Below are 13,668 nucleotides of genomic sequence, written 5' to 3'. Positions count from 1 at the left end.
TCATCACACAGCGTCACACTGCGTCGTTCACGGCATCATCCGGCGCAGCACCGAATGACGGTCGATCCACTGATGCTTGAGCGCGCCCGCAATATGCAGCGCGAGCACGCCATAAAGCGCGTAGCTGCATGCCGTGTGCAGCGCGCCGAACTGCTCGTGCAGCTGGTTCTTGGTGGCCGGATCGAGATTCATGATGAAGCCGATGCGCGGCCACTGGAACAACCCGAACAGATACATCGGATGCGAGGCGGCGGCCACCCAGGCCGAATCGTGCAGCCAGCCCGTGAGCGGCATCGCAAAGATCAGCACATAGAGCGCGAGATGGGCCGCGTGAGCGGCGGCGCGCTCCCACATGGGGAATTCGGCGGGCAGCGGCGGCGGACGGTGCGTGAGACGCCACAACACGCGCAGGATCGCCAGCCCCAGCACGGTGATGCCGATGGACTTGTGCGTGTCGATCACGAAGCGGATGTTTTCGTCGGAAAGCGTGCCGTCGGGCAGCAGCGCGGCCGTCAGGCCAAGCGCGACATTGCCCAGCATCAGCAAGGCAATCGACCAGTGCAGCAGCACAGCCACGCGCGTGTATTTCTGCGCGGGCGGCGCGGCGGAAAAACTCGATTCGGCGGAAAAAGAAGTTTTCACGAGAGCGGGCCGTAACGTTTCAGTAGGAGATAACGCGCGGCGAGGAGGATTTATTCCCCGCATGCGCAAAACAAGCATCGTGCATGGCCGAAGCGGTGCACCCATATTGGCGCACGCGCATTATGCGCCCTCACACCTGACCGTGCAGAAGCCGAAAAATGGCGGGATTGTCAGCTTCGCTGCGTTCTGCAGCGTTGCGCCGCAGACGCAAAAAAGGCCGGAACGGCGCTTGCGCACCGCCCCGGCCTGCGATTCACTCCGGATCGATCGACAGGCGCTTATTTGCCGCTGCCCGCCTGCTCCTCGATCTGACGTCCGACGTTGGCGTCGATGTTCTTCCAGTATTCGAACACGCGCTCGCGCACCGGGCTGCGCACGCCGCCCAGGCTCGCCACCACCTGCTCGACGAGCAGCGCGCGTTGCTTGTCGTTGAAGACATGGCGCACGAGGTTGCCCGGCTGGCCGAAGTCATCGTCCTCGGCGTGCAGCGTGTAGGCGGTGCGCACCATCTCGCCATCGGTTTCCCAACCGTCGTCGGCGGGACCGGTCTCATCGGCCCACGGACGCCCAAAACTGTTGGGCACGTAGGTCGGCGCATTGCCGGTGTGCTCATACGCCATATGACCGTCGAACTGATAGGTCTGCACGGGCACCTTCGGACGATTCACGGGCAGCTGGTTGAAGTTCGTGCCGATGCGCGCGCGATGGGCGTCGTTATAGGCGAACGCGCGGCCCAGCAGCATGCGGTCCGGCGACAGGCCGATGCCCGGCACCGTATTGCCCGGCGAGAACGCGGCCTGCTCGATCTGCGCGAAGAAGTTCTCAGGATTGCGGTTGAGCGTCATCGTGCCGACCTTGATGAGCGGATAGTCCTTGTGCGACCACGTCTTCGTCAGATCGAAAGGATTGAAGCGATATTGCTTTGCCTCCGCGTACGGCATGACCTGCACCGAAAGCGTCCACGACGGGAATTCGCCCCGCTTGATCGATTCGAACAGATCGCGGCGATGGAAGTCGGCGTCGCGGCCCGCAGTCGCTTCGGCTTCGGCGTTCGTGAAGAATTCCATGCCCTGGTTGGTATGGAAGTGGTATTTCACCCAGAACTTCTCGCCCTGCGCGTTGACCCACATATAGGTATGCGAGCCGTAGCCGTTCATGTGACGCCACGTCTTCGGCAAGCCACGCTCGCCCATCAGATAGGTCACCTGGTGCGCGGATTCCGGATTGTTGGTCCAGAAGTCCCATTGCATCTCGCCGTCGCGCAGGCCCGAATCGGGCAGACGTTTCTGGCTGCGGATAAAGTGCGGGAACTTCATCGGGTCGCGCACGAAGAACACCGGCGTGTTATTGCCGACCAGGTCGTAATTGCCTTCGGTCGTGTAGAACTTCAGCGAAAAGCCGCGCACGTCGCGCCACGTGTCCGGGCTGCCCATCTCGCCCGCCACGGTGGAAAAACGCGCCAGCATCTCGGTGCTCGCGCCCTTCTGGAACAGGGCCGCCTTGGTGTACTTCGAGACGTCCTCAGTGGTCTTGAACTCGCCGAACGCACCCGAACCCTTCGCGTGCGGCTGGCGCTCCGGCACTTTCTCGCGATTGAAGTGCGCCATCTGCTCGAGGAAATGCACGTCGTGCAACACGATCGGGCCGTCGGGTCCGATCGTCAGCGAATTGCGATCGCTGATGGCCGGCGCACCTGCACTCGTCGTGGATTTGCCGAGAGACTTACCGCTCGAATCAGCCATGTGACTTCTCCTTCGGAATCGCCGAGCCGCATAGCGCGGGACGGTTCGCTTCGCGCGCGAACCTCTGCTGCTTCACCGTTGCGTCGCGGCTCTGTGTTGGGGGACGACCTGACGTATGACGTAGGCCAGCGCGCCAGGGAGCGCACATTCTGCACCCGCATGCAAAGCGATGCGCTTAAGCGTGCCGCGCGCGGGCGGACACGCCGGCGAGATGGCAGCGAAGGCTGCCGCACCAGCGTCGTTTCCGATCGGAAAATCCACGGCAATGCAGAATTTTCATGCGTTTCAAATCGGAAATTCCTGCGCTGACCAATGGCTGCCGATGTCAGTAAATTCTTAATTCGAATCAAGCATTTACTGAAATGTTGCGATGCACAACATAACGCTTGACACGCGTTACTTTTGAGATATTATGGAGCTAGATTGCTGCATCGCACCAATGCGCGAACCGGTGATCGATAGAACGTTTTCTTCTTTTCACGGAACCGACGCGTAACGGTCCACCATCAGGAACGACGACATGACTCTGCCTACTCCCGAACAATTCGCCGCCACCCAGAAAGCTGGCCTCGAAACCCTCTTCGGCCTCACGACGAAGGCATTCGAAAGCGCAGTCAAGCTCGCCGAACTGAACATCGAAACGGCTCGCAACGCAATCGCTGAAGGCCAGGAACACGCCCAGCGCGCACTGTCTGCCAAGGACCCGCAAGGCTTTTTCGCCCTGCAAGCCGGCTTCGCACAGCCCGCAGCCGAAAAGGCGCTGGCTTACGGCCGCAACGTGTACGCCATCGTTTCGGCGACGCACTCGGAACTGAGCGAAGCCGCCCAGAGCCAGTTCGAACAGCAGCAACGCGCCGTCCAGTCGTTCGTCGACAGCGCAGCCAAGAACGCACCGGCGGGTTCGGAAAGCGCAATCGCCGCGTTCAAGTCGGCCATCACGGCAGCGCAAGGCGCATTCGACTCGGTGAACAAGGCTGCCAAGCAAGCCACCGAAATCGCCGAAAGCAACATCGACGCCGTCACCAAGGCGGCATCGAAGGCAGCGGCTCAAGCAACGCGCGCTGCAAAGCAAACGGCCTAAGCGGGCGCAAGATTTCCGGCTGGACGCTCACGGCGTCGCAGCCGTGTAAAAAACGGGTTTCGTGCGAACGAAGCCCGTTTTTTCTTTTCAGCGTAAATATTGCCGATCGGCGTCAAGACGACTTGACGGTTTCCTTTCGGAATCGCGGTTTGCATCGGCCAACGATACTGGCCAATCAGTCGTCGCAACTTCCCACGTCGAACATCATATTGAGCGCGCAATGCGAAGTGAGCATGCGCGCCTGGTTGTGCCCGACACCCGGCACGACATGAAACTGCTGGTTCAGGCTGCCCGGATGGCGGCTCTGCATATAGCCGAAGAAGCTTTCGGCGCGTGCGAGACGTTGCGGCCCTTGCGCCATGGCGGCGCAGCTTTTATCGAGCGAGGCCGAGTTGGGATCGTGATCGTCGCCGCCCACCAGATAGAGAATATGGCGCTGCGCGTAGCGCGCTTCCAGTTGCTCGGGTGAACGCCCGCGCAGAAACGCGGGGCGCGCCTGCATGCCGTATTTCCAGTTATCGAAGCCGGGACAGCTCGCCGCGTTGAAGGCGACCGGGCGCTGCGCATCAAAGTATGCATACGACGAGGGGCTGGCTACCACGAATCGCACGTCGATACCTGCCTGCGCCAGCTCATCCGGCGCATCGGAGGCAAGCGCATAGCGCTGCAACACCTGCGCGCCGCCCGAATGTCCCGCGAACACAATCGTCTTCAGGTTGGGAAAGCGCTGCTTGTCGGCGAGACGATGCGCGATCACATCGAGCACCGCATAGGCGCCGATGGGCACGCCGGTCTTTGCATCCGCGCCGCCCATCCATGCGTCCGCATGCCAGCTCAGGAGATCCGGCGGCGAGTGAAAGGCGCGCGTATCGTCAGTCGAAAGGAACTGCGGTGCAATCAGCAGCGTGCTGGCAGGATCGCCGCCCGCTGCTTCGCGCGCGCGTTGCGCCGTGCGGAAATAATCGTCGGCGTTGCGCAGACGGCCATGCAGCACGATCAGGGCGCGCACGATCTGGGGCTGCGGTGAATTCCAGTCGGCGCTCAGGTCGAGCGCAAAATCGGCGTGACCTTGCGACGTATCGACCGGCATACGCGCACTGGCGATGGCGTCCACGGGACGCCCGCTAGAAGCGTGTGCGCGGCTCGCTTCGGCGCGATCAACAAAAGCGGCGCAAAGCGCACTGGCCAGAAAGGTCGCGACGGTGGCGCGAAAGACGGTCGAACGCATCGTGTTTCCCATTGGAAAGACACAGGATAAAACGTTCGGAAAGGAAACTCGCTGACCGGGAAGCGCGAAATGCGAGAAAAAACGCGCGTAAAAAAGGCGGCCTTGCGCCGCCTTTCAATCGCCAATCACGCGCAATGCCGCGCTGATCAAGAGCCAAACATCCGGCTGACCGCATGTTCAAGGTGCTCGCGCATGGCTTCCGACGCGCGCACAGCGTCGCGCGCCTGGATTGCTTCGAGCACTTCCAGATGCTCCTGCTGCACGATGCGCTGACGCTCGATCGACTTCACGAGCGAGAGGTTACGCGACAGATTCATGCTGAAAACCATCTGCTCCTGAATGCCCGAGAGCGCGGTAATAAAGAACGAATTCTTCGAAGCGCGCGCCACGGCCATATGGAACGCAAAGTCGTCCTTCGCGCCAATACCCGAGGTTTCGATGATGGTCTGAAGATTGTCCCACTCGCGGCGGATGGCGATGATGTCAGCGTCGTCGGCTTTTTGCGCCGCGAGCGCGGCCGCGCCCGCTTCCACCACTACGCGATATTCGTAGCAGCGACGGATGTCCGACAACGTTTCGAGCGGCGCAAAACGGCGCACGTCCGGATCGGGACGGCGCATGACCGTGGTGCCCGAACCGTGACGCGTGGCGATAATGCCGTCGGCGCGCAGTTGTGCGAGCGCTTCGCGCACGGTCGGCCGGGAAGTGGCGAAGCGCTCCGCGAGCATGTGCTCGGTCGGCAGGCGTTCGCCTTCCTTGTATTCGCCTTCAATGATGCGGTTCAGGATGTCGCTGTAAATCCGCGCCGGCATATTCGGCGCTTTCTGCTCAGCCATGGTCTGGTGCTACGCGGTGAGTTGTCAGGTGTGTCGGGGATTGTAAGTCATATGAGACGCGCACAGAACGAAACTCCCCTTCCGGCAAGGCTTCTGCGCGTTCACAACGTTGTTTTCCACCCATCATCATCGCAGCGCGCTCACGGCAATACGCAGCGTCGCCGTTTCGCTCTGGCCCGGCGCGAGCCAGCGCAGCCCCAAACCGTTGTGGATCGCGTCGGGCAGCCCGAGCCACGGTTCGACGCAATAAAAATCCGATTCCGGCGCGAGTGTCCACGACGTCACCGCGTACCACGGCAGCGAGCCGGGGCGCTTCAGGTCGATTTCAACGGCGCGGTTGAGCGTCGGCATTTCGATGCGCACGGGCGACACAGGTTCGCCGTCGAGGCAATGGAAGCGATCGACGATCTGCGGATCGTCGAAGCGGTAGCGCGTCGCGCCGGGCTGCGGCGCGGTCGTCGCTCCATCCGCCAGTTGGTGCCGATACACATTGCGCGGCAGTGCGAGCGTCGCCTCGCCGCGCTGCGTGTGCGGCAGCGCGAAATAGAAGTGATGACCTGCGTAATACGGCATGCGCTCCGCGTCGGCATCAGCGGTATTCGTCGTGGTGAGCGAGACTTCGAGCGTCGCCTCATCCACCAGCCGATACTGCGCCGCGAAGCGGAAACGAAACGGATACCTCGCGTGCGTCGCTTCGCTGTCGGTGAGCGTCATCCGCACGCTGGCGCCTTGTGCATCGACCCGCGCGTCGAACGGCAGATCGCGCGCGAAACCATGCAGCGGCATCTCGCGCACAACGCCCTGCGCATCGCGCCAAAAGCCGACGCGCCCATCCACGCGATGCCGCGCGATGAACGGAAACAACAGCGGATTGCCGCCGCGCACCAGCCCCGGCTGGCTCCAGTCGGCGGCATCGGGCCAATGGATGATGGGCGCGCCGTGCAAATGCCACGACAGCAACCGCCCGCCCGCTTGCGGCGCGAGCAAGAGACGCGAGCCGCCGCGCACGATTTCGATGACGTCCTGGTCCTGAAACTTCGGCATGTCGTATCGGAAATTGAGAAAACTTTTGCTGTCGCGGGTTGTTTCAGCCGCGCGCCTTTTTCCACTCGGCGTAGGCGGCGAGCGTGGCCTCGTTCGGCGGATAGGTGCCGGGCAGCGCCGCGCCCGCTTCGATGCGCTCGGTGATGAAGCATTCGAGCGTTTCCTGTTCCGTGGCCGCCTGCGCCACTTCCTCGACGAGATGGCGCGGGATCACAACCACGCCGTCGGCGTCGCCGACCAGGATATCGCCGGGAAACACCGCCACGCCGCCGCAGCCGATCGGCACGTTCAGGTCGACGGTGTGGTGCTTGCAAAGGTTGAGCGGCGCGGACGCACCCGCGCAATACACCGGAATACCGAGCGCGGCGATGGTCGCGCTATCGCGCACCGGGCCGTCCGAGACCATGCCCGCCACACCGCGCATCTTCAGCCGCGTGGCGAGGATCGAGCCCATCGACGCCGCATCGGTCACGCCGCGGCAGTCCTGCACGAGCACCGCGCCGGCCGGCACGGTCTCGACGCCCTTGCGCTGCGGATGCTCGGGATTCTGGAACGCGCTCAACTGGTCGAGATCCTCGCGCGCCGGGATGTTGCGCATCGTGAAGGCCGGCCCGACGAGATTGGGCGTGCCCACCGCCGGCGACGCCAGCGGCTTCACGCCCTGAATGAAGACGTTACGCAGACCGTGCTTGAAAAGCTGGGTGGTGAGCGTTGCGGTGGAGACGTGGCGCAGTTGTTCGAGCGCTTGTTCGCTCACGTTGATGGCGGGTGAATTCATCGTGTCTCGTCCGTTTCCGGTGTGATGGCAGGGGCGCAATGGTCGCGCAGATGGGTTGCCCGACCATCCCTATGGACGTGATCGGGCGCAATGACCGCATTGTTGTAATACAACACGAAAATTGTCAACCAGCCCGTTGCGACTCGCTTTGCGAGCAGTCATCGGACAACCGCGTCAAGCCCCGATACACCGGCTCGGGAGCACCTGTGCCGTGCCTGTCCACCCTCAATAGCCACGATCGCCCCCTTTCCTGACAACCCACAAACCCGACGCCAGTACCGACGAAATCCCAGGGAAATCCCCATTCAAACAAGATTTGCTTTACAACTTTGCCGCAAATAGAATGATGTCTTACATGACAGGCCTTATCCGGGTCCGTCACGGCCAGGTCGAAGGAACCGAAAACGGCTGAACAACGGAAGCGGGACCGCAGGGTTGCATGACAAACGCCGCGGCTACGCTCCCAGCAAAGCGCACGCATACAACATCCATCAGGACGTCCCGCCAGGCCTCGCGCCCACGGAACCGACGTCCGCCAAAGCAGGAGACGAGCAGTGCAACGCAAGACTATCAAAGGGGTTCGGTGGTGGATCATCGGCCTCATCATGATCGGCACGATCTTCAACTATCTCGCGCGCAGTTCGCTTTCCGTGGCGGCGCCCACGCTCACGCAGACGATGCACATGACCACGCAGCAGTACTCGTACGTGGTCACTGCCTTCCAGGCCTGTTACGCGCTTTCGCAGCCTATCGCTGGCTTCGTGCTGGATTCGTTGGGCGTCAAGATCGGCTTCGCGATCTTTGCGTTCGGCTGGGCCATCGCCAATATGCTGCACGGCCTGGCGGGCAGCTGGGGTGCGCTGGCGTTCTTCCGCGGCCTGCTGGGCATGAGCGAAGCCGCCATCTTCCCCGCCGGCATGAAGTCCATCAGCATGTGGTTCCCGGCCAAGGAACGCTCGGTCGCGACCGGCTGGCTCAACACCGGCACGTCGATTGGCGCGATGATCGCTCCGCCGCTGGTGGTCTGGTGCATTCTCAAATACAACTGGCAGTTCGCCTTCGTGCTCACGGGCGGCGTGGCGCTGATCTGGGTCGCGCTGTGGCTGGTGTTCTTCAAGACGCCCGCTGAGCATCCGAAGCTCTCGCAGGAAGAAGCCGACTACATCAGCGCCGGTCAGACCGCCGCGCAGAAGGCAACCGGTGGCAAGCGCGCCTCGTTCAAGGAAGTGCTCAAGACGCGCCGCTTCTGGGGCATCGGCATCCCGCGCATGCTCGCGGAACCGGCATGGCAGACCTTTGGCGCGTGGATTCCGCTGTACATGGTCACCGTGCGGCACATGAACCTGAAGGAAATCGCCATGTTCGCGTGGCTGCCCTTCCTCGCCGCCGACCTCGGCTGCCTGATCGGCGGCTACCTTGCTCCGCTCTTTATCCGCTGGTTCGGCTGCTCGCTGATCACTTCGCGCAAGCTCGTCATCACGACCGGCGCGGTGCTGATGATCGGACCGGCCTGCGTGGGTCTGGTCGCCAGCCCTTACGCCGCCATCGCCCTCTTCTGCGTCGGCACCTTCGCGCACCAGACGATCTCGGGCGCCCTGTTCACGCTCTCGTCGGACGTGTTCGGCCAGCATGAAGTCGCAACGGCCACGGGTCTGTCGGGCATGTTCGGCTACCTCGGCGCGACGGTGTTCTCGCTCATCGTCGGCGCACTGGCTACCACGATCGGCTATAACCCCCTGTTCGTGTGCCTGATGCTGTTCGACCTGATCGGTGCCTGCGTCGCCTGGCGTCTGATCTCGAACCAGCAGCGCGATAACGTCGCCAGCGCCTCGTTGCAGGCCGCGCAGAACGTAAAAGCCTGATCGGCCCATCATCGGCCGGTGCCCGCGAGGGCGCCGGCTTTTGGCGTTTTCAAGAGAGGTAAAACCACTGTGAAGAAAGTTGCATTGTCCGGCGCGGCCGGCCAGCTCGGCACCGTCCTGCGCAAGGGTCTGCACGAGCGCGGCGTGAACCTGCGCTCCGCGGCCGGCACGAAGCCGCTCGAACCGCTATTCGACGGCGAAGACGTCATGCACGGCGACCTGCGCGATCCCGCCGTGGTCGACCGCCTGCTCGACGGCGTGGACGTGCTGATCCACATGGCGGGCACCAGCGTCGAACGTCCCCTGCCCGAGATCATCGAGAACAACCTGCGCGGTCTCGTCGAAGTCTACGAAGGCGCGCGACGCCACGGCACGCAACGCATCCTGTTCGCCAGCTCCAATCACGCGATCGGCATGTATCCGGTCGAAGACAAGCTCGATCTCGATTGCGCGTTCCGCCCGGACGGTTTCTACGGTCTCTCGAAAGCGTGGGGCGAATCGCTCGCGCGCCTCTACTGGGACAAGCACGGCATCGAAACCGTCAACGTGCGCATCGGCAGCTGCCTGCCGAAGCCGACGGAGTTCCGCCATCTGAGCACGTGGTTCGGACACGAAGATCTGTTTCACATGATCGATCGCGTGATCAACGTCGAATCGATTGGCTTTGCCGTGGTGTGGGGCGTGTCGAACAACACGCGCAGCTACTGGGCGCAGGAAGGCGCAAGCGACGACGCGAAGCGTCTGGGCTATGAGCCGAAGCAGAATGCCGAAGACTGGGCGGAAGAAATTCTGGCGCAGCAGAATCCGCTGGATGCGACCGCACAGCGTTATCAGGGCGGCAGCTTTGCGAGCTTCGATTTCACGCCATCGGAAAAGCGTGGGCGTTAAACGCTCTTTCGCCTGAAACGAAAAAAAGCGCCCAGATCCAGACGGGCGCTTTTTTCATGGTGTGACGTGTGCCTTCACGCAGTCACAGCACACCCGACTTCAAGATCATCTGCACCGCCGCCGCCAGCACGCACACCAGCACCACCACGCGAAACGCCAGCGGATGCAATTTGTCGCGCAAAGGGCGGATCAGAAACATGCCGATGATCGCCGGCACACTCGCCAGCGCCGAGATACCCAGATCCGTTCCATTCGCATGCGCGCCGCTGCCGAACGTGGTGATGAGCGTGAGCACCGACACCACCAGAATGATGGCGATCTGCTTGGTAAAGACGCGCCCCGTCGCGCCCGATGCGATCAGATACATCGCCAGCAGCGGCCCTGGCACCGAAGCGATGCTCTCCATCAGCGCCGCGCCGAAACCCAGCACGAATCCCACCGGTTTCACCAGCGCGGGCGACAGCGTGAGCTTCGGCGACGCGAGCAGCAACGCCGCCGCCACGATCAGCGCCAGCCCGGAAGCCGCCTGCGCGTGATGCGGTTCAAGCCGGATCAGCAAGGACACCCCCACCACATTGCCCAGCACGGTGCCAAGCAAAGGCGCGGCGATCTGCTTGACCGTCTTCCAGAACTCGCCGCCTTCGAGCGCCTGCGGAATATTGCCGAGGATGATAGGCATCGATAGCAGCAGCACCGCCTGTTTGACGGGCAGGAAGTGCGTGAGGATCGGCATGGCGACGAGCGGCACGCCGATGCCCGTTACCCCCTTCACCATGCCGCCAAGCACCAGCGCGACAGCGATCCCGCAGAGTTGCAACGTGTCGAGCGACTGCATGTGCGGAAGCAGGACGCCTCCGGAAAGGTGGAAATCGAACATCGTTGGCGATGGGTGCGTGAACGGTCGTGAAGGATGCGCCAACGGGCGCGGCGCTTTTTTGCGATACCGGAGAAGGATGATAGCGCACGACAAAGTTCATGTAAGACACCAACCCGCCAGGTGCTGATAGACTTGCGCCCACGCTGGCCTGAAGAACGCGATAACGCGCAAAGGCGGCTGTCGATAACAACGCGGGGTTGATATGTCTATTCGCACACTGGCGATCCTTCTGGTCGCCGCCACTACGCTCGGCCTCACCGGCTGCAATACCGTCGCCGGTTTCGGCCAGGACATCACGGATTCGGCACGCACGGTACAGCACGCGCTTTAAAGCGCTCGCCCGCCATCCCTCACAGATCGAAGCCCATTTGCGCGCAGCCTGACGCCGTAAGGTCGTCCGCTGTTGCGCGGCCAATGAAATCCACTTCGAAATGATCGGCTGGAAAATCGGGCGGACTTTTGCCGTCCAGGAAAGCCGGCAATTGCCGCTTTAAATAAGCGTCGTTCTTCGCGCAACCCGGCAGCGACGCGATATACATCACGTTGCTATAGCCCTTGCCGCGATGCGCATCTTCGACCGCGTGAATCACGTCGCTATGCCAGAACACCGTGTCGCCCGGCTGCATCAGCGGAATCGAACTGAGCGCGCGGAACAATGGCGCGTGATAGTCGGCCTTGATCGATAGCGCGCGGCCCGGCATCGCGCCGCACAGATCGTCGTCGGCGACATCGTCCTGCAGGGCTCGCAGCAGAATGTAGGCCATCGAGTTAGCGATCGGCACCAGTTGCAGCGTGCCGTCGCCCGGCCCCTGCTGCGTGAGCGCCGTCCATCCCTGGAAGGTGCGGAACATCGAGCAGACCGCAGGCGATGCGATCTCCTCAACCTGCGTGCGCCAGGCCGCGTCGAACGGGTCGTAGTCGCGCCAGTTGCCCGAGAAAACGTGTCGATACACCTTGCGGAAGTTCAGCTCGATCCAGCGCTCGACCGACCCGCCATCGCAATGTGCGGATAACCCCAGGGACTCCGAACCAGGCGGGCGACGACGCAGGCGATCTGCGTAGACCGGCACGTGATTGGGATCGAAATGCACGCGCCCTTCGCTTTCCGTTCGCCAGAGGCGATTGAGAAAGACGCGCGCCTGCGTGAGTTCGTTCGACTGGCGTGCGAGCACTTGCGGCTTCGACCAATAAACCCCGTAAATCTGCGGCTTGCTGGACGCAAGCTGGCCAAAGTATGGGTCTTCGGCGCGATTCTGCAAGCGCGCATCGAGATCATTTCGCTCGACGTAATCCGCGATCTCGTTGTCCCACTGCTCCACGAGCGAGCGCTCGAACACATTGCGGATCACGCACGCGCCCCGCGCCTTGACGAGCGCGATCTGCGCTGCGCTCACGCGGCTCCCTACGATGTCCTTGAAGGCGATTTCCGGTATGACCGGCTCGCCGCGTTCGCGCAGCGTCGCGATCTGGTCCGCGTCTCTCGTCAACGCGGCTTCGACCTCGGCGAACACCTCGCGGTAGTTGGGCAGTTGCTCGCGCAGTTCGCGCTTCGCATTGCGGATAGCCGCCGCCAGATCGTCGATTTGCAAGGCCATTGCGTCGTCTCCATGTCATGTTTTCGATACGTGGAGCGTACGCGAGCCACCAGCGCTTGCGTGATACTATCCGGCCAATGATTTCTTGATTCCGGCCATGAAAGCAGCGTTCGAACTTGTCGATTTCGGCCACGATTGTTCGGTGCGGGTTTACCACCGGCAACTGCGGCGCATTCCATTCGAATGGCACCACCATCCGGAATACGAACTTACGCTGACGTTGAATAGCCAGGGCAAGCGCTATATCGGCGATTCGGTATCGAGCTATGGCGCGGACGATCTGGTGCTGGTTCCGCCCAATCTCCCGCACACCTGGGCGTCTAACCGCTCCATCGACGATACGCAGCCGGAAGTCGCCATCGTCGTATGGTTCGATGGCGCATGGGTGCGTCGTCTCGCCGATGTCTGCCCGGAATACAACGGCCTGTGCGATCTGCTGCGCCGCGCAGCCTGTGGGCTGGCGTTTGAAGATGGCGCGGGCGCACACATGCGCGAGCATCTCGACCAACTGTTGTCCGCCACAGGCCACGCGAACGCCTGCACGCCGCCCTCGACATTCTGGATTTCCTCGCCGCGCTGCCCGCCACGCCGCTCGCCTCACCCAGCGCGTTCGACGCAAAAACCGGCGCGGCCAACGGGCACGAATCCGATCAGATCAATCGCGTGCTTGCGTTGATCGAAACGCAATTCGCCCGACCGCTCAGGCTATCGACCTTGGCCAAGGCTTCGGGCCTTTCGGAGCGCTCCTTGACGCGGCATTTCACGCATCATCTGAGCGAAAGCGTCGGGCGCTATATCAACCGCGTGCGTATCGGCCACGCCTGCCGCATGCTGACCGACACGCACGCGCCCGTCTCCGTGATTGCCACGCGCTCCGGCTTTCCCAACGTTGCGAATTTCAATCGGCAATTCAAAGCGCTCAAAGACATCACGCCGCTTGAATATCGGGCGCAGTTTGCGAACGCCCGTCAGGATGACGAAGCAATGTCGCCCAGGCTGACCGAACGCTCCGCTTCGCTGCAGCCCATAAAAAAACGGCAGCGCCGTGCTGGCGCTGCCGTCAAACCTGCCTCGGAGCGTGAAAATCCCGCCTGA

At 62.4% G+C, this 13,668-nt stretch carries 12 protein-coding genes and 1 pseudogene; 5 read left to right on the top strand and 8 right to left on the bottom strand.

Going from position 1 to position 13,668, the window contains the following annotated elements; all coding sequences use genetic code 11:
- Positions 1-27: 27 nt before the first annotated feature.
- Complete coding sequence (locus F3J17_RS12440; protein WP_345891186.1) at positions 28-642, bottom strand: cytochrome b; 615 nt, start codon at positions 640-642, stop codon at positions 28-30.
- A gap of 278 nt (positions 643-920) precedes the next feature.
- On the bottom strand, positions 921-2,384 hold the full coding sequence (locus tag F3J17_RS12435; protein WP_167058278.1) for a catalase: 1,464 nt from the start codon (positions 2,382-2,384) through the stop codon (positions 921-923).
- A gap of 520 nt (positions 2,385-2,904) precedes the next feature.
- On the opposite strand from F3J17_RS12435, the gene phaP reads away from it, so the two are divergent.
- A complete protein-coding gene (phaP, locus tag F3J17_RS12430; protein WP_167058275.1) occupies positions 2,905-3,465 on the top strand; it encodes a TIGR01841 family phasin in 561 nt (186 codons plus the stop codon).
- Between the two features lie 175 nt (positions 3,466-3,640).
- On the opposite strand, the gene F3J17_RS12425 is transcribed toward phaP, so the two are convergent.
- The 4 genes from F3J17_RS12425 to F3J17_RS12410 form a co-directional block, all read right to left on the bottom strand.
- Positions 3,641-4,693: an alpha/beta hydrolase gene (locus F3J17_RS12425; protein WP_240160941.1), complete on the bottom strand. Its 1,053-nt coding sequence runs from the start codon at positions 4,691-4,693 to the stop codon at positions 3,641-3,643.
- A 146-nt stretch (positions 4,694-4,839) separates the two neighbouring features.
- Positions 4,840-5,529, bottom strand: a complete 690-nt coding sequence (locus F3J17_RS12420; RefSeq protein ID WP_167058272.1) for a FadR/GntR family transcriptional regulator — start codon at positions 5,527-5,529, stop codon at positions 4,840-4,842.
- 126 nt (positions 5,530-5,655) lie between these two features.
- A complete protein-coding gene (locus tag F3J17_RS12415) occupies positions 5,656-6,573 on the bottom strand; it encodes an aldose epimerase (RefSeq protein ID WP_167058269.1) in 918 nt (305 codons plus the stop codon).
- Between the two features lie 43 nt (positions 6,574-6,616).
- Positions 6,617-7,351, bottom strand: a complete 735-nt coding sequence (locus tag F3J17_RS12410) for a ribonuclease activity regulator RraA (RefSeq protein ID WP_167058266.1) — start codon at positions 7,349-7,351, stop codon at positions 6,617-6,619.
- A gap of 605 nt (positions 7,352-7,956) precedes the next feature.
- Between F3J17_RS12410 and F3J17_RS12405 the strand changes: the two genes are divergently transcribed.
- Complete coding sequence (locus tag F3J17_RS12405) at positions 7,957-9,213, top strand: MFS transporter (protein ID WP_167058812.1); 1,257 nt, start codon at positions 7,957-7,959, stop codon at positions 9,211-9,213.
- Positions 9,214-9,282: 69 nt separating this feature from the next.
- Positions 9,283-10,101, top strand: a complete 819-nt coding sequence (locus F3J17_RS12400) for an NAD(P)-dependent oxidoreductase (RefSeq protein ID WP_167058263.1) — start codon at positions 9,283-9,285, stop codon at positions 10,099-10,101.
- Positions 10,102-10,183: 82 nt separating this feature from the next.
- On the opposite strand, the gene F3J17_RS12395 is transcribed toward F3J17_RS12400, so the two are convergent.
- Positions 10,184-10,978, bottom strand: a complete 795-nt coding sequence (locus F3J17_RS12395; RefSeq protein WP_167058260.1) for a sulfite exporter TauE/SafE family protein — start codon at positions 10,976-10,978, stop codon at positions 10,184-10,186.
- A 202-nt stretch (positions 10,979-11,180) separates the two neighbouring features.
- On the opposite strand from F3J17_RS12395, the gene F3J17_RS36460 reads away from it, so the two are divergent.
- On the top strand, positions 11,181-11,309 hold the full coding sequence (locus F3J17_RS36460; protein WP_275692903.1) for a hypothetical protein: 129 nt from the start codon (positions 11,181-11,183) through the stop codon (positions 11,307-11,309).
- Positions 11,310-11,328: 19 nt separating this feature from the next.
- Here the strand turns inward: F3J17_RS36460 and F3J17_RS12390 are convergent, their stop codons facing one another.
- Positions 11,329-12,573, bottom strand: a complete 1,245-nt coding sequence (locus F3J17_RS12390; protein ID WP_167058257.1) for a DUF1479 domain-containing protein — start codon at positions 12,571-12,573, stop codon at positions 11,329-11,331.
- A 97-nt stretch (positions 12,574-12,670) separates the two neighbouring features.
- Between F3J17_RS12390 and F3J17_RS12385 the strand changes: the two are divergent.
- Positions 12,671-13,668 (top strand): annotated as a pseudogene (locus F3J17_RS12385) (AraC family transcriptional regulator).

The sequence above is a fragment of the Burkholderia sp. Ax-1719 genome (genome assembly GCF_011753055.1).
GTDB lineage: Bacteria > Pseudomonadota > Gammaproteobacteria > Burkholderiales > Burkholderiaceae > Paraburkholderia.
The sequence above is the reverse complement of the archived record's forward strand: the minus strand, read 5'-3'. Positions and strand labels throughout refer to the sequence as shown.

Bases quoted from the DNA above. Each gene is read 5' to 3' on its own strand.
- F3J17_RS12405 (WP_167058812.1), top strand. From the start codon at position 7,957: ATGATCGGCACGATCTTCAACTATCTCGCGCGCAGTTCGCTTTCCGTG.
- F3J17_RS36460 (WP_275692903.1), top strand. From the start codon at position 11,181: ATGTCTATTCGCACACTGGCGATCCTTCTGGTCGCCGCCACTACGCTC.
- phaP (WP_167058275.1), top strand. From the start codon at position 2,905: ATGACTCTGCCTACTCCCGAACAATTCGCCGCCACCCAGAAAGCTGGC.
- F3J17_RS12410 (WP_167058266.1), bottom strand. From the start codon at position 7,351: ATGAATTCACCCGCCATCAACGTGAGCGAACAAGCGCTCGAACAACTG.
- F3J17_RS12420 (WP_167058272.1), bottom strand. From the start codon at position 5,529: ATGGCTGAGCAGAAAGCGCCGAATATGCCGGCGCGGATTTACAGCGAC.
- F3J17_RS12395 (WP_167058260.1), bottom strand. From the start codon at position 10,978: ATGTTCGATTTCCACCTTTCCGGAGGCGTCCTGCTTCCGCACATGCAG.
- F3J17_RS12425 (WP_240160941.1), bottom strand. From the start codon at position 4,693: ATGCGTTCGACCGTCTTTCGCGCCACCGTCGCGACCTTTCTGGCCAGT.
- F3J17_RS12435 (WP_167058278.1), bottom strand. From the start codon at position 2,384: ATGGCTGATTCGAGCGGTAAGTCTCTCGGCAAATCCACGACGAGTGCA.
- F3J17_RS12415 (WP_167058269.1), bottom strand. From the start codon at position 6,573: ATGCCGAAGTTTCAGGACCAGGACGTCATCGAAATCGTGCGCGGCGGC.
- F3J17_RS12390 (WP_167058257.1), bottom strand. From the start codon at position 12,573: ATGGCCTTGCAAATCGACGATCTGGCGGCGGCTATCCGCAATGCGAAG.